Source organism: Acinetobacter sp. RW6 (genome assembly GCF_041956835.1).
Lineage (GTDB): Bacteria > Pseudomonadota > Gammaproteobacteria > Pseudomonadales > Moraxellaceae > Acinetobacter > Acinetobacter calcoaceticus.
The window spans coordinates 241880-268461 of sequence record NZ_CP167121.1; the positions used below are offsets into that span (position 1 = coordinate 241880).

Annotated in this window: 22 protein-coding genes and 2 pseudogenes; 12 read left to right on the forward strand and 12 right to left on the reverse strand. The window is 39.6% G+C overall.

Annotated elements, in window-relative coordinates; genetic code table 11:
* Positions 1 to 2: 2 nt before the first annotated feature.
* Complete coding sequence (locus ACB088_RS01225) at positions 3 to 1337, forward strand: ATP-binding protein (protein WP_375037789.1); 1335 nt, start codon at positions 3 to 5, stop codon at positions 1335 to 1337.
* 1 nt (position 1338) lies between these two features.
* Here the strand turns inward: ACB088_RS01225 and ACB088_RS01230 are convergent.
* A pseudogene (locus ACB088_RS01230) lies at positions 1339 to 2047 on the reverse strand (phosphatase PAP2 family protein).
* A 93-nt stretch (positions 2048 to 2140) separates the two neighbouring features.
* Here ACB088_RS01230 and ACB088_RS01235 point away from each other — a divergent pair.
* A pseudogene (locus ACB088_RS01235) lies at positions 2141 to 2209 on the forward strand (hypothetical protein); the annotation flags it as partial.
* Between the two features lie 121 nt (positions 2210 to 2330).
* Here the strand turns inward: ACB088_RS01235 and ACB088_RS01240 are convergent.
* Together ACB088_RS01240 and ACB088_RS01245 are read right to left on the reverse strand one after the other, a co-directional pair.
* On the reverse strand, positions 2331 to 3518 hold the full coding sequence (locus tag ACB088_RS01240; protein ID WP_375037790.1) for an ammonium transporter: 1188 nt from the start codon (positions 3516 to 3518) through the stop codon (positions 2331 to 2333).
* 304 nt (positions 3519 to 3822) lie between these two features.
* Positions 3823 to 4707, reverse strand: a complete 885-nt coding sequence (locus ACB088_RS01245; RefSeq protein WP_375037791.1) for a LysR family transcriptional regulator — start codon at positions 4705 to 4707, stop codon at positions 3823 to 3825.
* Positions 4708 to 4826: 119 nt separating this feature from the next.
* Here ACB088_RS01245 and ACB088_RS01250 point away from each other — a divergent pair, with 119 nt between their 5' ends.
* The 3 genes from ACB088_RS01250 to ACB088_RS01260 all read left to right on the forward strand — a co-directional run bounded on the left by ACB088_RS01250 (position 4827) and on the right by ACB088_RS01260 (position 7638).
* Positions 4827 to 5732, forward strand: a complete 906-nt coding sequence (locus tag ACB088_RS01250) for an AEC family transporter (protein WP_375037792.1) — start codon at positions 4827 to 4829, stop codon at positions 5730 to 5732.
* 129 nt (positions 5733 to 5861) lie between these two features.
* Positions 5862 to 6878, forward strand: a complete 1017-nt coding sequence (locus tag ACB088_RS01255) for a molecular chaperone DnaJ (protein ID WP_375037793.1) — start codon at positions 5862 to 5864, stop codon at positions 6876 to 6878.
* Positions 6879 to 7035: 157 nt separating this feature from the next.
* The gene (locus ACB088_RS01260) at positions 7036 to 7638 is read left to right on the forward strand and encodes a hypothetical protein (protein WP_375037794.1); all 603 of its coding nucleotides are present in this window, start codon (positions 7036 to 7038) and stop codon (positions 7636 to 7638) included.
* A 187-nt stretch (positions 7639 to 7825) separates the two neighbouring features.
* Here the strand turns inward: ACB088_RS01260 and ACB088_RS01265 are convergent, their stop codons facing one another.
* On the reverse strand, positions 7826 to 10723 hold the full coding sequence (locus ACB088_RS01265; RefSeq protein ID WP_375037795.1) for a valine--tRNA ligase: 2898 nt from the start codon (positions 10721 to 10723) through the stop codon (positions 7826 to 7828).
* A 196-nt stretch (positions 10724 to 10919) separates the two neighbouring features.
* Here ACB088_RS01265 and ACB088_RS01270 point away from each other — a divergent pair, with 196 nt between their 5' ends.
* From ACB088_RS01270 to ACB088_RS01280, 3 genes are read left to right on the forward strand one after another with little or no spacing between them, the layout of a single operon-like run.
* Complete coding sequence (locus tag ACB088_RS01270; protein ID WP_375037796.1) at positions 10920 to 11591, forward strand: hypothetical protein; 672 nt, start codon at positions 10920 to 10922, stop codon at positions 11589 to 11591.
* 27 nt (positions 11592 to 11618) lie between these two features.
* On the forward strand, positions 11619 to 12425 hold the full coding sequence (locus tag ACB088_RS01275) for an SDR family NAD(P)-dependent oxidoreductase (protein ID WP_375037797.1): 807 nt from the start codon (positions 11619 to 11621) through the stop codon (positions 12423 to 12425).
* Positions 12426 to 12478: 53 nt separating this feature from the next.
* Complete coding sequence (locus tag ACB088_RS01280) at positions 12479 to 12913, forward strand: nuclear transport factor 2 family protein (RefSeq protein WP_375037798.1); 435 nt, start codon at positions 12479 to 12481, stop codon at positions 12911 to 12913.
* Here the strand turns inward: ACB088_RS01280 and ACB088_RS01285 are convergent.
* The 8 genes from ACB088_RS01285 to sdsA form a co-directional block, all read right to left on the reverse strand.
* Positions 12910 to 13344 (reverse strand): YbjQ family protein, encoded by a 435-nt coding sequence (locus ACB088_RS01285; protein WP_375037799.1) that lies wholly within the window; start codon positions 13342 to 13344, stop codon positions 12910 to 12912. The genes ACB088_RS01280 and ACB088_RS01285 overlap by 4 nt on opposite strands.
* 7 nt (positions 13345 to 13351) lie before the next feature.
* On the reverse strand, positions 13352 to 13702 hold the full coding sequence (locus ACB088_RS01290; RefSeq protein WP_003655405.1) for a YbjQ family protein: 351 nt from the start codon (positions 13700 to 13702) through the stop codon (positions 13352 to 13354).
* A 109-nt stretch (positions 13703 to 13811) separates the two neighbouring features.
* A complete protein-coding gene (adeK, locus tag ACB088_RS01295) occupies positions 13812 to 15266 on the reverse strand; it encodes a multidrug efflux RND transporter outer membrane channel subunit AdeK (protein ID WP_004639123.1) in 1455 nt (484 codons plus the stop codon).
* A complete protein-coding gene (gene adeJ, locus ACB088_RS01300) occupies positions 15266 to 18442 on the reverse strand; it encodes a multidrug efflux RND transporter permease subunit AdeJ (protein WP_199990696.1) in 3177 nt (1058 codons plus the stop codon). Before adeJ ends, adeK begins: the two co-directional genes overlap by 1 nt.
* 12 nt (positions 18443 to 18454) lie before the next feature.
* Positions 18455 to 19702, reverse strand: coding sequence for a multidrug efflux RND transporter periplasmic adaptor subunit AdeI (gene adeI, locus ACB088_RS01305; RefSeq protein WP_092708944.1), 1248 nt, complete (start codon positions 19700 to 19702; stop codon positions 18455 to 18457).
* A 23-nt stretch (positions 19703 to 19725) separates the two neighbouring features.
* Complete coding sequence (locus tag ACB088_RS01310) at positions 19726 to 20352, reverse strand: phosphatase PAP2 family protein (RefSeq protein ID WP_004639128.1); 627 nt, start codon at positions 20350 to 20352, stop codon at positions 19726 to 19728.
* 183 nt (positions 20353 to 20535) lie between these two features.
* On the reverse strand, positions 20536 to 22596 hold the full coding sequence (locus tag ACB088_RS01315; RefSeq protein WP_092708947.1) for a site-specific recombinase: 2061 nt from the start codon (positions 22594 to 22596) through the stop codon (positions 20536 to 20538).
* A gap of 14 nt (positions 22597 to 22610) precedes the next feature.
* Positions 22611 to 23588, reverse strand: a complete 978-nt coding sequence (gene sdsA / locus ACB088_RS01320) for an All-trans-nonaprenyl-diphosphate synthase (RefSeq protein ID WP_003655412.1) — start codon at positions 23586 to 23588, stop codon at positions 22611 to 22613.
* Between the two features lie 443 nt (positions 23589 to 24031).
* Between sdsA and rplU the strand changes: the two genes are divergently transcribed.
* The 4 genes from rplU to ACB088_RS01340 all read left to right on the forward strand — a co-directional run bounded on the left by rplU (position 24032) and on the right by ACB088_RS01340 (position 26471).
* Entirely contained in the window at positions 24032 to 24343 is a 312-nt protein-coding gene (rplU, locus tag ACB088_RS01325) for a 50S ribosomal protein L21 (RefSeq protein ID WP_004639133.1), read from the forward strand.
* A gap of 18 nt (positions 24344 to 24361) precedes the next feature.
* Positions 24362 to 24619, forward strand: coding sequence for a 50S ribosomal protein L27 (gene rpmA, locus ACB088_RS01330; protein ID WP_003655414.1), 258 nt, complete (start codon positions 24362 to 24364; stop codon positions 24617 to 24619).
* Between the two features lie 240 nt (positions 24620 to 24859).
* Positions 24860 to 25555 (forward strand): outer membrane lipoprotein chaperone LolA, encoded by a 696-nt coding sequence (gene lolA, locus ACB088_RS01335; RefSeq protein ID WP_004789378.1) that lies wholly within the window; start codon positions 24860 to 24862, stop codon positions 25553 to 25555.
* A gap of 115 nt (positions 25556 to 25670) precedes the next feature.
* Positions 25671 to 26471, forward strand: coding sequence for an RsiV family protein (locus ACB088_RS01340; RefSeq protein WP_035358602.1), 801 nt, complete (start codon positions 25671 to 25673; stop codon positions 26469 to 26471).
* Positions 26472 to 26582 lie beyond the last annotated feature (111 nt).

Sequence of the window (26582 nt, forward strand, 5' to 3'; positions counted from 1 at the left end):
TAGTGCATTACTCATTAAAGAAACGACTGATTTGGGGCACCTCAATTTTCAGTGTCATCTTAGGTTGTATATTAATTTTTAGTGCCTATAAGGTTGCACTTCAAGAAGTTGATGAAATTTTAGATACTCAAATGCGTTATTTGGCAGAAAGAACAGCTGAATATCCATTAAAAACAGTAACGAGTAAGTTCGATTTTCATAAAACCTATCATGAAGAAGATTTATTTGTCGACATTTGGGCTTATAAAGATCAGGCCCATTTATCTCATCATTTACACCTGTTGGTTCCACCTGTCTCACAAGCTGGTTTTTATTCGCATAAAACTAGCCAAGGTGTAGTGAGAACTTACGTTTTGCCTTTAAAAGATTATCAGATTCAGGTAAGTCAACAAGAGCGAGTTCGTGAAGCTTTTGCTTGGGAGCTTGCTGGAAGTATGTTCATTCCCTATCTAATTATTTTGCCATTTGCGATTTTTGCTTTAGCCGCGATTATTCGCCGAGGTCTAAAGCCCATAGATGACTTTAAAAATGAACTGACTCATCGCGATTCGGAAGAATTAACGCCAATTGAAGCTTTAGACTATCCTCAAGAATTATTGCCGACTATTGATGAAATGAACCGTCTGTTTGAACGTATATCTAAGGCTCAAATGGAACAAAAACAGTTTATTGCCGATGCTGCACATGAACTCCGAACTCCTGTCACAGCTTTGAATCTACAAACTAAAATTTTAATCAGTCAACTGCCTGAGCATGAGTCATTGCAAAACTTGAGTAAAGGATTGGCGCGTATTCAGCATTTGGTCACCCAGCTTTTAGCTTTGGCAAAGCAGGATGTGTCTTTGAGTGTGATTGAACCCACCAAATATTTTCAGCTTAATGATGTCGCTTTAAACTGTGTTGAACAGCTTGTTAATTTAGCCATGCAAAAAGAGATTGATTTAGGGCTGGTTCGTAATGAACCTATTGAAATGCATAGTGTTGAGCCGACAGTACATTCTATTATTTTTAATTTAATTGATAATGCAATCAAATATACGCCCCACCAAGGCGTGATTAATATTTCAGTTTTTACAGATACAGATGGCTACGCGTGTATTCAAATTGAAGATAGTGGTGCGGGGATTGAACCTGAACATTATGATAAAGTTTTAAAACGTTTTTATCGGGTACACCACCACCTTGAAGTGGGCAGTGGCTTAGGTCTATCGATTGTTGACCGTGCAACTCAACGTTTGGGTGGAACTTTAACACTTGATAAAAGCTTAGAGCTTGGTGGACTTTCTGTACTGGTTAAACTGCCTAAAGTTTTACATATTCATGAAACAAGAACGTGATTTATACAAGTTCTTGTTTGATTCGTTTTTCAAATTCGAAGCGGTGAATACAAACTGCATAAAATAAGATATTTACTGCCCAAACGATCCAACCTGTCCATAAATTGTGGCTCAGGAAATGCGCACCACGCATCATTTGCCCCCAACCCATCATAAAGCCTAAGATAAGACCCGCCGCTAAGTAAAAATAGGCACGCTTAGGCCGCTCAAGACGATAAACAAAATAGCCTGTCATTAAAATAAAGCCAGCACTTGCATGACCGCCCGGAAAACAGTGTCCGTGTTTGGCGGTAAAATCCCACACATATCCTAACGTGGTAGGATGAACCATATTCCAAGGGCAGGCATGAGCCGATTGTGATTTTAATAAGCCAACTATACCGCTACCAATCATGCTCACAAAAAACATATAGCCATATTGCCAGCGATAAAGCTTCAATTTTTCTACTTTGAATGACGCAATCCACAGACCTAAAAAGATGACATAAACGGTAGTGATGATTTGCTTTACGATTTCATGGTTAACCCTTACAAGGTACCAATTGTCCCGATTAAAAAAATGACCTGTTGAGTCCATCCAAGGGTGGATGAAATACATATCAATTTTCCCACCCACCGGAAATATAAATAAAAGTATAAAAAAACTAATGGCAAGAAAAATAAGCTGAAGTTGAAAAAAATGTTTTTGTTGGTTCATTGCCATGCAACATCAAAAGGATTGTGAGTTAAAGGCATTACATAAAATAAAACTTAAATTGTTCTTAAACTTAATTTAATTTCATGAACAAAATGATGAATGGGAGATTGACCATTCACAACCTGTTGAGCATAAGAAGTTTAAAGTTTTTGTAATTTATTTGGATAGTAATAAATAGGGAACAGGTTTTGTGAATGGAAATGGTTTTGGTTACTTTTGCCGAAACAAAAGTAACGTAATTGGCTGATGTGATTTATTGTTAAAGACTGAAAGACTCCGTCGTGCCTACATAAAAATTAGAACATACCTTCTTCAGAATTTGCAGAAATTTTATGAATTGATAAATCTGCACCACGGAACTCATCTTCTTGCGATAAACGAATGCCAATGGTCGCTTTAAGTAAGCCGTACACAATAAAGCCGCCAGCAAGTGCAATGGCAATCGCAAGTGTTGTACCAATGAGCTGTGAGGCAAAAGACACACCGCCTAAACCACCAAGCCATTGTTGACCAAATAGACCCACTGCAATACCACCAAATGCACCACACACACCGTGTAACGGCCATACACCTAACACATCATCAACTTTGAGTTTGTTTTGTGTGTAGGTAAATAGGTACACAAACATCGCACCAGCTGCACCGCCAATAACAAGCGCGCTGATTGGATGAACAATGTCAGACCCTGCACAGATTGCGACTAAGCCTGCAAGTGGACCGTTGTGTAAGAAACCTGGGTCATTTTTACCAATCGCATTTGCTGTAATTGTTCCGCCAACCATTGCCATGAGTGAGTTAATGGCAACTAGACCAGAAATAGCATCTACACGCTGAGCACTCATGACGTTAAAGCCAAACCAGCCGACAATTAAAATCCATGAACCCAGTGCCAAAAATGGAATAGAAGACGGTGGGTGAGCACTTACGCGACCATCTTTCTTATAACGACCAGAACGTGCCCCCAATAAAATGACAGCAGCAAGCGCAATCCAACCACCCATAGCATGCACCACAACTGAACCGGCAAAGTCGTGGAAAGCTGCACCAAAGGTAGTTTCTAACCACTTTTGCAGACCATAGTTACCGTTCCAAACTATGCCTTCGAAAAATGGATAAACCAGCGCAACTAAAGCGAGTGTTGCAATGGCTTGAGAACGCATTTTTGCACGTTCAGCAATACCACCCGAAATAATGGCAGGAATTGCCGCAGCAAAAGTGAGTAAAAAGAAACAACGCATAAGGTTGTAGCCATGATCACTTGATAAAACCGTACTATCATGGAAGAAATGCTGGCCATAAGAAATATAGTAACCAACAAAGAAATATGCGATTGCAGAGAGGGCAAAGTCAGTCAGAATTTTACTCAGTGCGTTCACCTGATTTTTATGGCGAACCGTACCAAGTTCCAAGAATGCAAAACCTGCGTGCATGGCAAGAACCAAAACAGCACCAAGTAATAAGAAAAATAGATCTACATTTTGCATAGCATGCTCGAAAAAAGTGCTAAATTCCATTTTGGAACAAATCTGGGTCTGTAAATTGCACCAAAATAGATTTAAGGAATCTAAAAACCTAAGTTTGTCGAAACAAACTCAATTGCATAAAAGTGAATATGCAATAAGCGCACCAATTTAGATTGGATAATGGTATTTTGACGACAAATGGTGCGTCGAATTGCTCGAGATAAGGGCGACACTCATGCTTTTATGTTAAAAATCATCTAATACGTTTATAAATCGACCTAAAAAAGTTCGTTATTAAAATTTAAAAGAGTGGTTTGTATTTGAATTAATGATCCGACCAAACTTCTTGAGCAACTTCAATAAATGCTTTCACAGCTGGACTCATATGCTTTTTATTTTTCACTGCGAGTCCAATAGAACGTTTAAGGTTCGGTTTAAAAGGGCGTTTAACTACATTTGGATAGAGTGAGAGTAACTCTTTAGTAATTACCATATCAGACACAATGGAAGCCCCTAACTGGTTATGAACCATGCTGACGATACTCAAAATTTGTGAAACATAAAATTTGATGTCTGGTTTCACATTAAAGTTCTTTAAAATTAATTCGACCTGATGTCTACTACCTGCCATTGTCATGATAAAAGGGCAGTTTTCTAGCTGTGCTGGATCAATATAGAGTTGTTGCGCCAGTGGGTAACCATTCGGAATTAGAGCAACAAAACGGTCTTCAATTAAGGGGAAAGTATCGAACCGCTCATCTGGCATAATCAAGAAACCGACTTCTATACGCCGTTCCAATAACCATTGAGCCACTTCTTTATCTTCGCCTTCATCAATATAAATTTCGATTTTAGGATAGCGCTGCCGAAAGCTTTCTAAAATTTCAGGCAATAGATAAATGGATGATGAAGCCCCAAACGATCCGATATGTAATGTCCCTTCATTTAACCCATGGATCGCAGCCACTTCTTTTTCTAACGTGTTGGAAATACTCAATAGCTCTTTTACATGAGTGAGTAACTGCTGACCTGTTGTAGTCAGCTCAATATCACTTTGGGATCTTGAAATCAGGTTAATGCCCCATTGTTGTTCTAATGACTTAAGCGCATGAGAAACTGCCGACTGTGAAATTCCCAGCTTTTCTGCGGTAGAAGTAAAGCTTTTTAGTTCAGCAATAAGTGCGAAAATTTCAAGCTGGGTAAATGTCATGTTGTACTTGTTATGAGTAAAAACTCATTTTATCATGAGTTCTCATTATCTTTAATATATGAGTAAGCCAAAGGAATTGCCAAAAATAGCAAGTCCTTCAACCAAACTCGAGTAAAGAAATGAATAGTATTGTTTTATCTCTCTTTCCTTTAGTTGCATTAATTGCATCGGGATACCTGTTTAAAAAATATCATTTTTTTAGCGATGAGTTTTGGGCTGGGGCAGAGAAGCTCAATTACTATATTTTATTTCCCGCTTTGCTTTTTAGTACGTTGTCGACCGCGAAAATTGACTTACAAAGTTTGAGTACAGCCATTATTGCCATGTTGATTGTGGTTTTGGGAGTCACCACCTTTTTATACATACTCCGAATGTTTTGGCACATACCACCTGCACGCTTTGGTGTACATGTACAAAGTATGGTTCGCTTTAATACCTATATTGGTCTGGCGTTAGTGACTTCGCTTTTTAAAACTGAAGGAATGGCAATACTGGCAATTTTATTGGCGCTTTGCATTCCGCTTGTGAACGTTATTTCGGTGCTTGCTCTAACCTCTAAAGAACACATGGCGATTAAGCCTGTTTTGATTGCGCTCCTTAAAAACCCGTTAATTGCATCGTGTGTGGTCGGGGCAGCAGTCAATGCACTTAACATCCCGATTTGGGAAGGCTTTTCTAGCTTTATTAAGCTTTTTTCAGCATCGAGTTTGCCACTGGGCCTGTTATGTGTGGGTGCAGCTTTGCAATTCATGCAAATTAAAAAAGACATTGTCGTATTGGCGGCAGACACTTTTGCACGACTTTTAGCAGTGCCTGCTTTGGCCTATGTCGTATGTACATGGTTCGGGTTACCAAGCCTACAAACACAAATTTTAGTGATTTTCTTTGCGCTACCGACTGCTTCTGCTTCATACATTTTAACCAAAGTATTGGGTGGCGACAGCCAACTCATGGCAGCCGTGATTAGCTTTCAGACTTTATGTGCTGCCGTGACTTTACCAGTAGTGATTTGGTGGATCTCCTAAGATATAAACATTTAGATAAGTCGCATTCTGTTTTCTGAAAATTAATAAGCCGATTCTGACTTAAGGAATCCTTTGCTACCTTCCTTATCTGATTATTGCTACACTTTTTTCTTTTTCGGGTGGATGAGTATGTCCTTTGATCTTAAAGTCAGCTTGCAGCAAAGGTCCGAACCGTCTGCACAGCAGAAAAAACTGAATCGCCTGATTGATAAAATAGAACAGCAAAAAGTTAGCCTAAGCACATGGCAAAATGCACAAGCTGAGATTCAACAGCACATACGGCAAAAACTGATGCCTGTGTATAGCGATTTACATGAAGTGCTATTTCAGCAGTTGGACCAACTTTGGAATATGTTACATAGCCATGAGTTTTCCAAAGCGGATATGCAACAACTTGATGAAAAAATTGCCCAGCTTGCACAAATGTTGAAGCGCTCCAAACAGCTATCTGAGGAACAGTTGGAGTTAGTGAAGCAGATCGATACCTTTTATCAGCAACATGTGGGGGAGTCGGTAAAAAAGAATAAAAAAGCTCACTCAATAAAATTTGAATATGAAGAAAGTACTGATCAAAGTGCAGAACTTGAAGAAGACTTTGAACAGTATGCTACCGAGCAGCAACACGCGCGTGAACAAGCCAAACAGCAAAGACAGCAACAGAAACGTGAACAAGCCGAGCAAATGGCAGCCCAGTCACTCAAAACAGTCTATTTAAAAATTGCTGCGATGATTCACCCAGACCGTGAGCAAGATGAAACAAAGAAAGAAGAAAAAACAGAGTTGTTCCAACAGGCAAGTCAGGCCTATGAAAAGCAGGATTTGTTCTATTTACTCAAACTCCAGTTACAGCTCGAGCTGAATAAAGGGCTAGGCGCTAAAGAGTTATCTGCCGAGCAATTGCGGTTTTATAAACTGGCTTTAGATGCACAAAGTCAGCAGCTTGAAAGTCAAATTGCAGATATTTTGGATTCTTTTCAGTTAGCCAAGAATGTGAAAGCAGAGCATGTACATATTAGTGATGTTTATAAAACTATAGATGCTGACTGCGCTGAGTTAAAACAGCAGTTGAAGTGGGAAAGGGAGCGTTTAAAGCATATGAAAAAGGTGAGCGGGGTAGAGATGTTGTTGGAGCATGGGGTGCTTTGATTTATTAGATAACACCAATAATTAACTTTCAGAATTTATATGGTGCTGTGAGATTAGTAGTGATGATTTGGGGGATTTTAAAAATTGGGGGCTATTTTATATAGCTGTAAGAAATTAGGCCTAGGTGGGCCTTTTCTAGTTTTGAAGTTGAGTTTTTATGTTAAATAAATTTTTAAGTATAATTTTAATGTTAGTAACTTATGTCTTTATTCCAATCGTAAGTTTTTTAATTGTAATAATTTTTTTAGTATGTATGGCGGGTAATTTTTTTGAAGAGAGTCTAAATAAGAAAAGATTGAAAAATAGTATTTTATATGATCATAAAATCTTTCCTAATTTGACAGAATCGATATTTTTTTATCAAAGGCTAGATTCATATGACAATGGTTACTGGATTGTAGTCTATCCCTTAGATAATAAAACTAAAGTAAATTTTTTACTTAAAAATCAGTCGCCAGTTCAGAAAAAATTTACCTATTCAACAGTTGAATGTATTAAGCCAACTATTAAAAAACGTTGGAAAACATTTAAATCCAATATTCATTATGTTCAACCACCTGAGTTGTTAAGAGATCATGATGATTTTGAAGAACACGATTCTTTTAATGTGTATGGTTCAGAAAAAAATATTGGTTTAGTTGAACAAGTTTGCCAGCAAAATCAATTCATTATTTTAGAGGGAAGCCACAAAAATGATCACTTATATTGGGCAATCTCTGCAAATGGAAAACTATTATTTAGTGTGTATAAAATTGATTGATATTTTTAATTCATTAAATTAATAGGTTAAGATTTTATTGAATTTATATTTTTGATCAATATTTGATTTGGTTATCTAATAAGTTTATATCAAAGCTTGAAAATATACGTCTTTCTGAACTGAGTTGTAATTATTTTCAACAAAAATCCCCTCACTAAGAGGGGATTTTTTGAATCAAATCACTGCATTAAAGCGCAGCAATCTGCTCCATATTCGCTTTAACTTTCTCTAACTGAGCAGCAAACTCAGCAAGCTTCGCTTTTTCACCTTCAACAACTGCTGCTGGTGCTTTAGATACAAAGCCTTCGTTTGCAAGTTTGCCTGCAATTTGGTCGTGTTGCTTTTGGATTTTATCCAAGTCTTTTTGCAAACGAGCAAGCTCAGCTTTAGGGTCAATTAAGCCTTTCATTGGTACAAATACTGATGCATGGCTAACAACGCTAGAGCAAGACAATGGTGGCTCTTGATCTTTATTCAAGAATTCAATGCTTTCAACTTTAGCCAATGCTTTGAACAAAGCTTCAATACGAATGATTTGTTCACGCTCAGCGTCAGACGTGTTTTGAAGTAATACTGGCAACAAGCGTGCATTACCTAAGCCTAACTCACCACGAATGTTACGTACTGCACCAATCAAACCTTGAAGCCATTGCATGTCTGCTTCAGCTTGTTCGTTGATTTTTGCTTGCTCAGGAATAGGGTATTGAGCAGTCATAATGGTTGGACCACCTTGACCAAGCATTGGTGCAAGCGTTTGCCAGATTTCCTCTGTCAAATACGGCATTAACGGATGAGCCAAACGTAAAGAAGCTTCCATCACTGCAAGCAATACACGGCGTACTTCAGCTTTACGCTCTTCTGCAACTTCTGCATCGTTAAGAACTGGTTTAGTTAACTCAACGTACCAGTCACAGTATTCATTCCAGATAAAGTCGTAAATCGCTTGTGCAGCAAGGTCTAAACGATACGTTGCAAACGCTTGATGTACAGCAGCTTCAGCTTTTTGCAGACGGCTCATAATCCACTGTTCTGGAAGTTCCCAAAGATCAGGACGAGCTTCTTGACCAACAGTTTGGCCTTCAACATTCATCAGAACGAAACGAGTCGCGTTCCAGATTTTGTTACAGAAGTTACGGTAGCCTTCAACACGTTTTAAGTCGAACTTGATGTCACGACCAGTGTTTGCAAGCGCACAGAACGTGAAACGAACTGCGTCAGTACCATAAGCATTAATGCCTTCTGGGAACTCTTTGCGCGTTGATTTTTCAATCTTCGCTGCATCTTTCGGGTTCATCAGACCAGTCGTACGTTTTGCAACTAAGCTTTCTAAATCAATACCGTCAATCAAGTCTAATGGGTCAAGTACGTTACCTTTAGACTTAGACATTTTTTGACCTTCACCATCACGTACCAAGCCGTGAACGTAAACAGTCTTAAATGGTACTTGCGATGAACCATCTTCATTTTTCATGAAGTGTAGGGTCATCATGATCATGCGGGCAACCCAGAAGAAAATGATGTCAAAACCAGTCACCAATACATCTGTTGGGTGGAAAGTTTTTAAGAAATCATTTGCCGCATCTTGTTTGTTGTCGCCAGTCCAACCTAAGGTTGAGAAAGTCCAAAGTGCAGATGAGAACCATGTATCAAGAACGTCTTCGTCTTGTTTAAGTTCAACGTCAGCAGCAATGTTGTTTTTCGCACGTACTTCTTCTTCGTTACGACCAACATAGATGTTGCCATTCGCATCGTACCAAGCTGGAATACGGTGACCCCACCAAAGCTGGCGTGAAATACACCAGTCTTGAATGTCACGCATCCACGCCATGTACATGTTGCTGTACTGCTCTGGAACAAACTTAATACGACCATCTTGAACTGCTTCAATTGCAGGTTCAGCAAGCGGAGCAATTTTTACGTACCATTGGTCAGTTAATAATGGCTCAATGATTACGCCTGAACGGTCGCCACGTGGAGCTTTTAAGTCATACGGTTGGATTTGATCTAACCAGCCTTCAGCTTCAGCTTCAGCAACTAATTTTTTACGTGCTGCGAAACGTTCTAAACCAGCGTATTCCGCAGGTGCAGTAATGGTTTTAGAAATTTGTTCACCAGCTTTTGCAATATATTCAAACTCACCCAAAACTTCGGCGTTTTTGTTGAAGATATTAATGATTGGCAAGCTATTACGTTTACCTAGGTCATAGTCGTTGAAGTCATGAGCAGGGGTAATTTTTACACAGCCAGTACCGAAGTCTTTTTCAACGTAGTCGTCAGCAACGATCGGAATTAAACGACCAGTAATTGGCAATACAATGTTTTTACCAACAAGGTGTGCATAACGTTCATCTTCAGGATGAACTGCAACCGCAGTATCGCCCAGTAAAGTTTCAGGACGAGTCGTTGCAACTACTAGATAGTCTTTGCCGTCTTGAGTTTTAACTGATTTGTCTTCAAAGAAATATTTAAAATGCCAAAGCGAGCCTTTTTCTTCTTTGCTTTCAACTTCAAGGTCAGAAAGAGCAGTTTGAAGTTTAGGGTCCCAGTTTACAAGACGCTTACCGCGGTAAATTAAACCATCTTCGTGCAAACGAACGAATACTTCTTTAACTGCGTTTGATAAACCTTCGTCCATCGTGAAGCGTTCACGTGACCAGTCTACAGATGAACCTAAGCGACGAATTTGTTTCGTAATTGTGCCGCCAGATTGTTCTTTCCATTCCCAAACTTTTTCGATGAACTTATCACGACCCAAGTCATGACGAGTCACACCTTGCAAGCCAAGTTGACGCTCAACAACCATTTGAGTTGCAATACCAGCGTGGTCAGTACCCGGTTGCCACAAGGTGTTTTTACCCATCATACGGTTATAACGGGTGAGGGCATCCATAATGGCATTGTTAAAACCATGGCCCATGTGCAAACTACCAGTGACGTTTGGTGGCGGAATCATGATACAGAATGATTCACCGTGACCAGAAGGTTTGAAGTAACCTTGTTCTTCCCACGTTTGGTACCACTTCTTTTCGATCTCGGTTGGATCGTATGTGGTCGCAATATTTTGAGCGGTTTGAGCGTCAGTCATAGTAGCTTAGATCGAATATGCATAAAAAATTGCACCTATTGTAGCAAAAAAATGCCTCGAAATTAATGTACTGAAAACAGATAAACGGTTTTGTATTTTTTTCAAAAAACGGTAGATTTATGAAAGATGGATCACAATTTAATCGTGTAGAGACACGGCACAAAAATTACAAACGAATTGAAAAAGGATGTTGCTCATGAGTTATAAAGTTTTTTTGAAAATTTCCGATTCAACTTATACCCAATTCGAGACCATTCGGCAGAAACTGCATGATGGAGTAAACCAAAGTCAGGCAAAACCCTTAGGTGATGTACTCTCTGATCTTTCTTGTGAAATTATTGAGCAGGTTTTTTCTGTACTTTTACAGTCAGGGAATACAACCATGTCCCCAAAACAGCAAGCTGAGTCTGAAAAAGTGGTTCAGCAAGTTTTAGAGACTTTTCGAAAATACATGCCTTGGTCAGTTTCATTCTTTGGCAATGAACGTCTTTTGCCTTTAGTTGATTACATGACATCTCTGATGAAAGAGCAGGGACAGCAAGTTTATATTACCTATCCAGTTACCCTCCAACTCGTGCAACAAGCCGAAACTCTGACTCAGCAAATTCGTGATGGGAATATGCAGAGTGTTGCCGCTGCTTTTGAGACCCTCATTCAAATTGTAGATTTAGGCGTAACAAGCCTAGTACGTGAACCTAAAAAGCGTTTAAAATTTAATTTAGTTGTCGATAAAACCCTGAATGGGGTGATCAACATGACGACGCATTTAGGCTATAAACGTTTGGAAAAGTTAGGTACACAGGTCGATCAGACCACAGCAACTCATTATATCAACCACTTTTTGGCCTTCATGCATCAAGCAGCATAATTTAAAAAGATAATAGGAACATAAAGCATGGCCAAACTTGATACTTTGCAAAATAAAGTGGTATGGATTACGGGAGCATCTTCTGGTCTGGGTAAGGCCTTAGCAGGCGAGTTGGCTTTGCAAGGGGCGGAGGTGATTTTGACCTCGCGTCGTTTTGAGGAATTAGAAGCAGTTCGGGTTGGTTTGTTAAATCCAGATCAACATTTATCTGTGGTTGCAGATATTACTGATGAAAAGCAGGTACAAGAAGCCTATGAGCAGATTTTAAAAGCTAAAGGGCGAATTGACTGGCTTATTAATAATGCAGGTTTAAGCCAACGTGCTTTAATTGAAGATACGACGATGGCAACCGAACGGGCCATTATGGAAGTCGACTATTTCTCACAAGTGGCGTTAACCAAAACTGTGCTTCCGACCATGCTAAAACAAAAGTCTGGCCGAGTTGTATTTGTTTCGAGTGTGGCGGGTTTATTAGGAACGCAGTACCGTGCAAGTTATTCGGCTGCTAAAGCTGCAATTCATATGTGGGCAAATAGTTTACGTGCTGAGGTCTCAGATCAAGGCGTTGAAGTTTCAGTTATTTTCCCAGGCTTTGTAAAAACTAATGTTTCTTTTAATGCGCTAAATGGTGCTGGGCAACCTCAAGGTCATCAAGATGAAGCCATCGAGAATGGTTTAGAGGCAGATGTATTTGCCCAACAAGCAGTTAAAGCATTGATGCATGGGCAAGAATATATTGTTGTTGGCGGAACAAAAGAAAAACTAGGAGTTATGGTTTCACGAATGTCTCCAAAACTTCTCTATAAAATGATTCGGAAAACAAAAGTAAAATAAAAAAGTGATTTCGCCATGCTAAATTGATGGAAAACCCGTATAGAAGGTTCACCATGGATCAAGATTATCACCGTATTTTAGAAGTCATTACGCGTTTTCAATTGGTCTTTGACCAGAAAAATTGGGACGCTTTTGATGAGTTATTGGCCGATCAACTTGAGGTGGACTATTTCCAATTTAGGGGAGAGCCTTTATGTGTCGTGTCTTGTCATGAATATAAAGATTCTCGGCAACAGGCATTGTCCCATCTTAGGTTGCAACATAACTTAAGTAATCCAATTATCCGTATTGAACAAGATCGGGCATGGTTAGAGTGTAATTATCAAATTTACCGTTTTTCAGAAAATGATTATTTTCACTCTTTTGGTCGTTATTATTTTACTTTGGCAAAACAACAGGGCAGTTGGAAAATTACCGGAATTTGCCAACATTTAACTAAAAATATTGGCAATCCACGCATTCATTTTTCTAGTGTAGGGCAGTATTAATCTTTTACTGCTGTGCCGTAGGCAAAGACTTCAACCATTCCGCCCTGCATTCCTAGTTCGGTTGTACTCAGCCGAACTCCCATAATATGGTTAGCTCCTGCGGTATGTGCTTGTTGTTTTAAGCGGACAATCGCTTCACGGCGAGCACGCTCAACCACACTTTCATAACTGGTGAGACGACCACCCAAAACATTCTTAATGGATGCCAATACATATTTAAAGTAGTCATGAGAAATCACGGCATTACTGCTAATAAAATGGCCTAGTTGATCGCTCGTTGCAAAACGATTCGTATCAATTCTGATATGGGCCAATCGTTGCTCTTTTTCTAGAAGTTCTTTCAAATGTTTTCGTTCAATATGGCGCCCAAAACCCCAACCAATACTGAAAAGAATCAGAAAAATAACAAGCTGAAAAATAAGATTTTCCATTTTCTACCTATGCACTAAATGGATCTGGTAGATGGGGTGCTTGAGGTTGCACAACCACTGCTGTGCCATATACAAATAGTTCGGAAGCACCTTGAGCAATATTTGAAGTTGAAAAACGAATACCGACAATTGCATTCGCACCCAGTTGCTGAGCTTTGGCAATCATACGATTCATGGCTTCTTGGCGGGATTCTTCTAGTAATTCGGTATAACCTGTAAGTTCACCACCCACAATATTTTTTAAACTCGCCATCAAGTCACGGCCAACATGCTTACTACGGACTGTACTTCCATAAACAACATCAAGCTGTTTTAAAATCTGGTGGCCCGGAACACTTTCTAAATTACTCAGTAACATTATTTTTTATCAATCTAAATCTCTTAAGGTTTCAAGATAAGAAATATTCACATGAGATGCAATAAAAAAGCCCACCGAAGTGAGCTTTTATGGATAAGTTATTTAAAACTTATTGCTTTTTAAGTTCAGCACTTGATGGTTGATTAACCACTGTATCTGAAGAGTTTGCTTTTAAACCGCCACCTAGAGTTTTGTATAACTCGATTTGGTTGTTTAAGTTAGCTTGTTGAAGCAACAATAAACCTTGTTCTGCTGAATAAGATGAACGCTGTGCATCAAGAACTGTCAAGTAACTATCAATACCAGCACGGAAGCGGGCATTTGATAATGTGTAGTTGCGGTTAGTTGCTTCTACTAGACGTTGTTGAGCTGTTAAACGTTCACCAATATTGGCACGAGTTGCAAGCGCATCATTAACTTCACGGAATGCAGACTGAACTGATTTTTCATAATCAGACAATGCAATTTTCTGATCGGTTTCAGAAATTTTTACATTGGCACGACGTGTACCCCAATCAAAAATTGGTAAGTCTAGGCTTGGTCCAACTGACCACACAAATCCACCCGACTTAAATAGATCACTTAAGTCAGTCGATGCGTAACCTGCAGAACCCGTTAAGCTAATTGTTGGGAATAAACGTGCTTTTGCAGCACCAATATTCGCACCAGCAGCGCTTAAGTTATATTCGGCAGCTTTCACATCTGGACGATTGTTAAGCAAGTCACTTGGTAAACCAGCTGTATATACATTCTGTTGAGTAATGCGTTTTACAGGTTGGTTTGGCAACAAGTTTTGCGGAATCGATTGACCTGATAACAAGTTCAACAAGTTTTGTGCTTGAGCCATCTGAGTTTTGTAGTTCGCTACATCGTTACGCGCAGTTTCTACAGAAATCTGTGCCTGACGTAGTGGAACTTCACTGTCGATACCCACATCAAAACGTTTTTTGTTGAGGTTGTAAGAGTCTTGCTGTGCTTTTAGAGTTTGCTCTGCAAGCTTTAGATTCGCCGATGCAAAAGAATAGTTCAACCATGCTTGAGCAACCTGACTAATCAGACTGATTTGTGTCGAATCACGTGCACTTTGCGTTGAAAGATAACTATCTAATGCAGCATCTTTCAAGCTACGAACGCGGCCCCAAAAATCAAGCTCATAGGCAGTTACACCCAAACCCACCTGATAGGTAGAGTAGGGGTTATTCGGATCACGGCTTTGAGAAACCTGACGAATTGCACTACCACTTGCTCCGATGGTTGGAAGCTGGTTGTTTTGAGTAATTCGATATTGCTGTTGAGCACGTTCAATATTGAGCGTTGCTGTACGTAAGTCACGGTTGTTGGCAAGAGCCAAATCAATCACTTCGAGCAAACGAGGGTCAGAAAAGAACTGTTTATAACCCTGTTCTGCAATAGACGTACCAGAAGCGCTGTTATATCCATAGCTTTGTGGTATATCGGTTTTCACGACTGGTTCTGGGCCGCGCATGCTTTGACAAGCTGCCAAAGCAAGCGCAAGTGCAGATACCGCAATGCTACGACCTGAAATAGACCATACTTTTTGCATCACGATTTATGCTCCTGAGTGTTTATGGTTTTTGGTTTGTACTTAAAGATACTACGAATCCACACATAGAATACAGGGATAAAGAAGATACCTAAGAACGTTGCACTGAGTACGCCACCGAGTACACCGAAGCCGACTGAGTGCTGACTTCCTGCACCAGCACCTGTTGAAAGGGCAAGTGGAAGTACACCAAAACCGAAGGCAAGGGTGGTCATAATAATTGGACGTAAACGCATTTTTGAAGCATGTAAAGTTGCATCAAGTAGGTCTTCGCCTTTTTCCTGCAACTCTTTTGCGAACTCAACAATCAAGATCGCATTTTTTGCAGAAAGACCAATTACCGCGATCATCGCTACCTGGAAGTAAATGTTATTTGAGAGATTTGGATCTCCTTTAATAATCATACCCAAGTAAGTCAATACGATTGCACCAATAATACCAAGTGGTACCACAAGTAAAACCGAGAACGGAATAGACCAGCTTTCATATAATGCAGCTAAGCAAAGGAAAACGATTAACAATGAAAGAGCATAAAGGAATGGAGCTTGAGCACCAGACTCACGTTCTTCAAGTGATAAACCTGTCCATTCATAGTCGAAACCTTGTAAGCCCATAGATGGTAACTTAGCAATAATTTCTTCCATGGCTTTCATAGAATCACCAGAACTTACGCCAGGTGCAGGTGTACCTTGAATGTTAACCGATGACACGCCGTTATAACGTTCAAGACGAGGAGAACCATATGTCCATTCGCCTGTAGCAAATGCAGAGAACGGTACCATTTCGCCTTTGCTATTACGTACATACCACTTGTTTAAGTCTTCAGGCATCATACGGCTACCCGAATCACCTTGAACATAAACTTTTTTCACACGACCACGGTCAACGAAGTCGTTAATGTATGAACCACCCCATGCAATACGCATCGTGTTGTTAATGTCAGCAATGCTAACACCCATAGCACCAGCTTGAGCCTGATCTACATTAATTTGATACTGAGGCGTATCTTCTTGACCATTAGGACGTACCCCTACAAGACGTTTATCTTGTGAAGCCAAACCTAAAATTGTGTTACGTGCGGCAATTAGTTTCTCATGGCCTTGACCACTTGAATCTTTAAGCTGCAAGTTAAAACCAGCAGTTACACCGAGTTCAGGCATTGCTGGAAGCTGTAATGGCATGATGTAAGATGCGTCTTTGACGATCATGTTTAATGCCATACCGCGCTGAATTAACGCACCAATTTGAGATTCTGGTGAAGTACGTTCACTCCAGTCTTTCAATTTAACGAAGCCAATACCAGCATTTTGACCAACACCCGTGAATGAGAAACCTGAAACGGTGAAAATAGATTCCACTGTATCTTTTTCATTCATGAAGAAGTTTGTCATGGTATCAACAACTTTATTCGTACGATCAAGCGTTGCATTCGGTGGTAACTGTACAAGTGTCATGACCACGCCCTGATCTTCTTCTGGTAAGAATGAAGATGGGAGTTTTTGGAACAAGAACACCAATAGACCAATCACTAAAGCGTAAAGTACGCCAGAGAAGATTTTGCCTTTAAGCATGCGGCTAACACCATTTTGGTAGCTATGCGACATGCGGTCAAAACCGTTGTTAAATCCTCTGAAGAAACGAGCAAAAATATTATTGCTTGGTTCTTTGTTAGGATCATGCTGTTTTAAAATTGTTGCACAAAGTGCTGGCGTAAAGGTTAACGCCACAATTAACGATAAGACCATTGCTGTTACAAGGGTAATCGAGAATTGACGGTAAATTACACCAGTCGTACCACCAAAGAAGGCCATTGGTACGAATACCGCTGTCAATACGCTTGTAATACCAATTAACGCACCAGAAATCTGTTGCATTGATCGTGAAGTCGCCGTGACTGGATCGGTATGCTCTTCACTCATCACACGTTCAACGTTTTCCACTACAACAATCGCGTCATCGACCAGAAGACCAATTGCCAATACCATGGCGAACATGGTTAAGGTATTAATTGAGAATCCAAAGATATTGATGACAGCAAATGTACCTAACACAACAACAGGTACTGCAAGTGTAGGAATGATGGTTGCACGCCAGTTCTGCAAGAACAAGAACATGACAATGAATACTAAAATTACTGCTTCAATTAATGTGTGTACAACACTTTCAATTGAAAGTCGAATAAATGGAGTAGTGTCATAAGCCAGTTTATCTGCAAGACCTGTTGGATAGTTCTTACGTAATTCAGCTAAACGATGTTCAACAGCATCAGCGGTATCAAGTGCGTTGGCACCAGTTGCAATTTTAATTGCAAGACCACCAGCAGGTTTACCATTAAACTTCGAATCGAACTGATAGTTATCAGAACCTAATTCAACACGAGCAACATCTTTTAAACGAACCTCAGCACCTGATGCTGTGTTCTTTAAGAAGATATTTTTAAATTGCTCAGGTGTTTGCAGCAAGCTTTGTGCATTCACTGTCGCGTTAAGCACTTGACCTTGTACCGCTGGTGCTCCGCCTAACTGACCTACAGCAACTTGTGAGTTTTGCGCTTGTAAAGCAGTCGCAATATCACTTGGTGTTAACTGGTAATTAGTCAATTTTGCAGGGTCTAGCCAGATACGCATAGCGTATGAACCACCAAAGACTTGTACCTCACCAACACCAGCAACACGGCTAAGTGGTTCTTTAATTGATGAGTTTACGTAGTCTTTAATGTCTGAATCTGAAAGGCTATTATCTGGCGAGTAGAATGCAATAACTTGCAAGAAGCTTGCGCCAGATTTGGTAACTGTCACACCTTGACGTTGAACATCTTCAGGTAAAAGAGCAGTTGCAGATTGCAGTTTGTTTTGAACCTGAACCTGTGCAATATCTGGATCAATACCTTGTTCAAAGTTTAATTGAATAGAGGCCTGACCGTTACCCGCACTGTTAGATGAAATATAACGTAAACCATCTAGACCATTCATTTGTTGTTCAATGATCTGGGTTACGGTGTTTTCAACAGTCTCAGCCGATGCACCAGGATAAGTTGCAGCAATTGTAACTGTCGGTGGTGCAATCGTCGGATACTGTGCAATAGGCATTTTTGTGAGCGTGAGAATACCCGCCAACATAATGACTAATGCAATCACCCACGCAAAAATGGGGCGATGAATAAAAAATTGTGCCATTCAATCTACCCCTTATGCATTAGATGCTTTCTGTTCTGCTTGAGGTTTACCTGATTGAGCCGGTTTTGTCGCATTTGGAGCTGCACCTTGAGGAGTTGCTGGTTGAGCTTGGTAAGGTTTTGCTGACACTTCTTGCCCTTCTTTAACTTTGGCAACACCATCAACAATCACTTTATCACCAGCTTTGAGACCATTGGTCACAATCCAGTTTTGTCCTTGAACACCAGAAGTTTCAACAGGACGACTCTCAACAGCACCTTTGGCATTAACAAGCATTGCCATGGCTTGACCTGTCGGTAAACGTGTAATTGCAGCTTGAGGAATCAGATAAGCATTTGGAACTACACCCTGAACAATTTGTGCAGTTGTGTACATGCCTGGAAGTAACAGATGATTCGGGTTCGAGAATACGGCACGTAAAGTAATCGTTCCTGTATCCTGATTTACAGAAGCATCAGAGAAAGCAAGTTGTCCTTCGATTGGATAGGTTGAACCATCTTCGAGCTTCAATTTTACTTTCGTGTTGTTACTATTGTCTAAACTACCTTTACTCAATTGTTGACGTAAACGTAATAACTCGGCGCTAGACTGGTTAATATCAACATAGATTGGATCTAACTGTTGAATCGTCACTAAAGGATCAGTTTGGTTTGCAGTGACTAAAGCACCAGCTGTGACAGAAGAACGTCCAGACTGACCAGAAATTGGTGAGCGAATTGTAGAGTAACCTAGATCTACGTTTGCATTTGTTACTTGAGCCTTCGCTGCAGCAACTTGTGCTTCTGCAACGTTAACTTGACCAAGTAAGTCGTCATACTCTTGTCTAGATACAGCGTTACTCGAAACAAGTTGCTTATAACGGTTTAACTTAGTACGTAGGGAAGCTAGATTTGCCTGTTGTTGTAAAAGTGCCGCTTTTGCATTTTCGAGCGTTGCATGGTTAGTTCGAGAATCAAGTTGATAAAGAGCCTGACCTTCACGAACATAACTTCCTTCAGCAAACAAGCGTTTTAAAATTACGCCACTTGTTTGAGGGCGAACTTCAGAAATTTGATATGCTGAAGTACGGCCAGAAAGTTCAACGCTTTGTTCAACACTTTGTGGTTGAGCAACAATAACACCTACTTCAGCAGGCGGCATTTTCTGAGCAGCAGCAGCTTGCTGTTTCTCATCGGAGCCTTTGCCACAACCAACAAGTGCGATACTTGTTGCTAATGCGCAAGCAGTAAGGGCAGGAGCCCAAAGCTTAGCCGACATCATTGTTCCACCTCGTTAGATAAAATCTAAAAATATATTTGTTTTTTACTTAACCTACTTTGTGTTTGTAATAACCAGAGCCAAAGCAGTGCAATCCAAATAAAACCTATGCCCCAACCGGCGAGTACATCTGTTGGAAAATGAACTCCAGCATATATTCTTGAAAGCCCCATACAGATAAACCAAAGACAGGAGATCAAAATGATAGAAGGAGAGTTAGTGTTGGGCTTATGGCATAACATTATCATTGCCAGACAAGCCAGTGTTGATGCATAAACACTGTGTGCACTCGGGAACGATGCACCGTAACTTTCGACAATATGATATACCTGTGGGGGTCTTGGGCGGTCAACACACCACTTGAGCAGCCAACCCATGGTGATACTGCCAATAACTCCCACACTAATGAAAATAACAGTAATATATTTTTTATACCATGCCTGATATATACATACCAGAAAGGATAAAAAACATACAAAAGGCATACCACCTACACGTGCCAGAAAGATCGTAATAAAGTTAAGATAATCTGATCGGTGTTCACTCAATATTTGAACGCTCAGGAGATCCATAGATTGAAGTCTTGGTACAAAAAGACCAAGCACACCTAATCCGAAAAAAATACAACCAATAAAAAGCAACATATAGGGCATGTATATACCTTTGCTTATTCAAGCAGTGTCCACTACTGAAAGCCGTTAAAAGTGTACTTGCCAGTACACTTTTTTTCAAGCCTGATAGATCATCGTAAATTCATTTTGAAAATTTTTTAACATTTGGAAAAACAATCACAACAAAATTGACGGAATTCACATTTTGTGTACAAAGCAAAATTCTTAATGCTCTGCCTTTTTTCCACTATTTGTTGTCGTATTTTCTTCAAGTTCTAGAGGTTGTTTTGGTGGCCAGAAAAAATCGCTTGGGCGAGTCAGAAAATGGGTCATTACCAGTTTAGCTAAAGGTTTCCACTGTTCAAAGCGAACTCGACGTGCCCGTAGTGCCACAATAATGGTTAAGGTGAAACTAACGAATAAGTTAGTGAGACCAATACATAACACGCCTAAAAAGGACACGATAATCAGTCCGATATCTGGGCTGCCGTTAATTGTCATTAAACCTTGAATAAAGTTAGCCGAGGCAAAGGCAATATGGCGAATATCCAAAGGTAAACCTAGAATAAAACCTATGGTGCCCATACTCCCTAACATAATCCCGAATAAGAAGTTACCAGCTAGAGCTCCTAAATTGCGCTCAATATATTCAGCAAAACGGTTGAGGCGATCTTGTCCTAACCAGTTTGCTAAACGGCGATGTGCTCTAAGGCGTGGACCGACTTTCCGGTAAACAGCCATATTGTCGAAGTATCCCGCAATAAGGCCTGACAAAAATAAGCAAACTCCGGCTATGGCTGCATGTGGAACTGCCAAAGAGGTGAAGGGATTTAGGCTGTGCAACAAATAAGTTGCTTTAGTATGAGTTAATAAAGGCTCATCAAGATAGAACTGCCAAGCAAAAGTAATGAGTGCAGCAGTAGGAATCGCAATTGAAATATTGCCTAAAATAGCAATGAATTGTGTTCGAATAATATTAATAATCAGAGCTGCTAACTCTGCAATTTGAGCTGTTTTAGAGCCTTTGCGTTGTTGTACCGTTGCAGCAAGGGCAGCCGCAGTCATTGCGGGTTGTTTGGTTGCAACTGTGAAATGTAGAACATGAATCAGAATGAACCCTAGAGAATAATTCATACTAAAAGTAAAGGCCTGCATGAGCGGTGCCATTGTCATTCTTGCAGCAAGAATTTTTAAAGATGCCATACAAGCGATAATAACGCCCGCTCCAGCGGCAGCTTTATACATGCCCCAGAAACCTTTTGTATCGGTACTTACATAATGTTCACCTGTTCGGCTGGCATTTTCAGTCACTTGAAAGGCAATAAGTTCACTTGTGGTACTTAATAAAGAGCGAACACTTTTTTCACTGTAGTGCGCCTTAGTTAAATCGGAAATAAGATGTCCTAAAGAGACATATTTTCCTTTACTGTTATCTACAACCAAATAAAGCAGTAATTCAATTCGGTCGAGGCACTGCTCAAGTAACGACAATAAGTAAGTCAAGCTTAAGCTAACACCAATTCTTTTAGTAGCACGGCGAATCTTTAAAACCACATCCCGACATTGTTCCAGCATAACGAATGCTTGCGATGCATCCGGAGGAGAAATAACTGCAATTTCATGTTCAGAAAGTTCTTGTTTTTTGTACTTTTCGATAAACTCAATAATTTCACGGTTCTGAACTAAAAATGGTGATTCATATTCCGTTAATTCCGGTTGAGCATTAATAAATTCAGGGTAAAGGCCAATTCCACTAATTCGATAAGTTAAGACAGTAATTGCTTTAATCATTTCACTTTGAATGACAAGCTTTTCGTCTACATTACTTTGGCTTTGTCCAATAAGACTGAATAAATTTGCCCAATCTTCATCATCAATATTATTGAGCCAGATTTTGTCACTTTCTAAATAAAAAATTCGACCAATTAATATTTTGAGTTGGCTTGCATCTTCGATTAACGGTAAAAAATGTGCTCCGAGTCTTTGCCCGAGTTGGTTCCAGAAACCATCTAAAGATAAAATTCCGCTGTCGGCATACAAGCTGACTTGTTTATAGCGATTAATTAGACGTAATAAAAAAGTTTGTAGTAGGAAGGGGGCTGTAGGTGTGCGTAATAGGCTTTCAATTAAAGCCTGTATTTTTTGCTTTATCTCATCCGTATCATGAGGATCGGATGGACGAATGGCATTGACTAATTCAATGATTGGATTTTCATCAATGACAGCTTGAGTATCCTCAAGCTGTTTCTGTATTTTTAAAAAATGATCTGAAAAATTTATATGCATAGGCAAAATAATATCTATTGTATTCGATGTAACGCAAGCTGAGTTAAGTTAATCAAAGCCTGACGATATGGTGTATCGGGTAGGTTTGATAAAGCTTGCAGTGCTGCTTCTGTTTCTTCTTGGGCACGTTGGTGACAATAATCTAAAGCACCAGACTTCTGTACAATTTCTATAACTTGAGATAATTGGTCCACTCCACCAGTTGCGATACTGCGACGAATAATCGCATGCTCATCTCCTGTTGAGTGTGCTAATGCAGAAATTAACGGTAAAGTTGGTTTACCTTCCATTAAATCATCACCAATATTTTTACCTAATGTTTCAGCATCTGAAGTGTAGTCTAAAATATCATCAATAATTTGGAATGCATTACCAAAATGACCGGCAAATAATCTCAAAGGTTCACGATACGCTTCTTGTCCTGCCAAAATAGCAGCGCCTTCTGTAGCCAGTTCAAACAGACGAGAAGTTTTACCGTGAATAATTTTTAAATAAGTTTCTTCTGTTGTATCTGGTTGATGTTGCGATTGAAGTTGTAATACTTCACCTTCCGCAATTTCACATGTACCTGTTGAAAAGTCTTTCAATAAAGTCATGTTGTTTAAATCGACCAGTAAATCGAAAGCACGTGCAATGAGGAAGTCACCGACTAATACGGCTGTCTGATTGTTCCATGTCGCATTTGCTGTAGGTCGACCACGACGAAGCCCAGATTCATCTACCACATCATCATGGACTAATGTCGCGGTATGCAACATTTCAATGATTGCAGCCAGACGCTGTGCGTTTGCCATGTTATCTAAGCCACATGCGCGAGCAGCGAGTAAGCACATGATTGGGCGCATACGTTTTCCGCCAGCCTCAACAACATGTTTGCTGACAGACATGACTAAACCGACTTTTGAGCTAATTCCTTCATTAATCAAGTGATCCATCGCAGCAAAGTCTGAGGCAACAGGCGCAAGAATGTCTTGCTTGAAATCGATGACCATATGAAGAAAAACCCCGTATTGGTAGATAAGTGGCGTTAGTGTATCAAGTAAAGGTGTGTTGCACAGGTTAACAAGTGGCTGATATTAATCATTTCTATTGTCTTTATGCGTTCTTTGTTCTTTATTTAAGCAAAACATGATATTTCCGGCAAAACAATAAATTTAATGACATCAGCATTAATACAACTTGTTCTTGTCGCAATTTGTGTCTGGAACTGTATTTTAATTTTCATTCAGAATCAATGAAAACTGCTAAATTCCAATCTAAGCTGCTTGTTGATTTTGTAAAAATAGGGCAATAGACTTTACTGATAAACAGAAAATACTTGTCGTTTGATCAAATTTCACTTAAAATCTGTCGCCTTATATAACCCCAGTGGCGAGCGTTTTAAGATCGATATATCCCTTATCGGCACGTCGACACGGGCTAATTGGAGTACATTATGTACGCAGTAATCCAAAGCGGTGGTAAACAGCACCGTGTAGTTGAGGGTGAAACCCTTAAAGTTGAATTATTGAAAGCTGAATCTGGCGCGACTATTACATTTGATGATGTATTAATGGTTGTAAACGGTGATAGCATTCAAATCGGTGCTCCAGTTGTAGCTGGCGCTAAAGTAACTGCAGAAGTGGTTGGTCATGGTCGTCACGACAAAATCCGCATTATCAAAATGCGTCGTCGTAAACATTACCGTAAACAACAAGGTCACCGTCAATGGTTCACTGAGTTGAAAATTACTGGTATTTCAGGCTAATCACGAGGAGTAAGAGACATGGCAACTAAAAAAGCCGGTGGATCGACGAAGAACGGTCGTGATTCAAACCCAAAAATGTTAGGTGTTAAAATTTACGGCGGTCAAGCTGTAACTGCTGGTAACATCATCGTTCGTCAACGTGGTACAGAGTTCCACGCTGGTGCAAATGTTGGTATGGGCCGTGACCATACTTTATTTGCTACTGCTGACGGCGTAGTAAAATTCGAAGTGAAAGGTCAATTTGGCCGTCGCTACGTAAAAGTTGAAACTGTTTAAGTTTTAGCTTCAAAAAAAGCCCACATTTTGTGGGCTTTTTTTATGGAATCTAATCTGGTTTATCTTCATCATGATGAATGAAATTCTACAAACAACATGAATAACATAACAAAATATCTTATTTTCTCAATGATTAGCACAGAGTTTGTCGGTTAATATGAGTATTGAATTAAGAGCTTGCTAAGTTTCATAACTTTGAAAGATGGCAAGTTGTCTTACAGCAACTAAAAAGGTGATGACATGAATATGCTTCGTAAAACTATGTGTGCTATTACACTCAGCGCGTCAGTGCTTGCTCCTGTAATGAGTACTACAGTGTTTGCTGCGCCTGTAGCAGCACCGGAGCAACAGGCAATTGGGAACCTGGTTAATCAGTTATCAGGATTACAGCGTTTGACTGCCGATTTTGAACAAACAACTAAAGCCAATACAAAAACTGTGGCACAGAAAAAGAGTTTAAGTGCGCAGCATATGAACCAGACATTTAAAGGCTCAATGAAAGTTGAACGCCCTGGGAAATTTTATTGGGAAACGGTGAGTCCTGCTAAACAAACTATTGTAACGAGTGGAAAAACAGTTTGGATTTACGACCCAGATTTACAACAAGCTGTACGTCAAAGCTTAGATGATCAAGTTGCAGATACACCAGCATTATTGTTATCTGGTAACACCAATCAAATCATGAAGTCTTATCGTGTAACACAGCCAGATAAATCTAAATTATATTTCACATTATTTCCTAAAAAAGAAGATGGTGCTTTCCAAAGCTTAACGATTAGTTTTGGAGCAAATAAAGCGCCTACGCTTATGGTGTTACAAGATTCACTAGGTCAAACCACCTATGTTCGTTTCAAAAACGTGAAAGTAAATGCTTCAATTCCAGCATCTGTTTTTAACTTTACGCCACCAAAAGGCACAGATGTTATTGACCAATAATTAGTCCTTTTCGAAAAAGCTACCTTTCACGGTAGCTTTTTTTATATTAGAGAGATAGATACATTTTTTAACCCCGTCTTATTCTTACGCTTTGTATAGTGATAGAGGTAAATTCATGGGGATTATTATGCGACTTTACGATAAAAAAATTATTTGTATTCTTCCATTAATGGCTGCAATGGCAATTGTGAGTGGTTGCCAACCCAAGTCGGCAGCCAAAGAGGAGCAAGCCGCTTCGACTGCAAAAGTTAAAGAGACAAAAGAGGTCGGTGTGCCTGTAATTCAGGCAAAAGTAATCCCAGTAAAATTGCCGAAATCAAAAGTTTGTTTAGAAGATGGTTGTACAGAGTATGACTTTCAAACAGTACAAACCAATCAAAAGTGGATTAATGATTACTTTACTAATCGAATAAAGAAAGCAGATCCGAATGCTTTTGCAAATTTAGCTGATCAGCCAGTCGATGTACCTGAAGGTGAGCCTCGTTCGAGTCAAAGTGCAATTTATGTTCGCTATTTAGGGCAAAATTATAACCTCGCAACTTTTGCGTTACAGACCTATTCATATTCTGCTGGTGCAGCACATGGCATGTCACATCAAGAGTTCGTGACTTTTGATTTATTAAATAAAAAACATATTACTGTTGCCGAACTTATTCAGCCCGATGTTGAAAAACAGTTAGTTGATGCACTTTTTGATGCGAATACAAATTGGCTTCAAGAGCACAATATCAGCCGTGAAAAACTGCAATTAAGTGATAATTTTTACTATGGCGCTAATGGTATTGTTTTTGTCTATCCAATCTATGAATTAGCTTCTTATGCCGAAGGGATGACTGAATTAACATTGCCATATTCTGAGGCAGCTAAGTTCATTAAACCTGAGTATTTGCCAAGTGTGCCAAACTATAACTTGTAAAATAGGTGATCTATTCTAACAATTGTGTGAAAGCTATTCGTTATGAAGATGATCACTATATTTTTTAGTGTGAAGGCCTTACACTATAGCCAGTTTTTTACCCATATTATG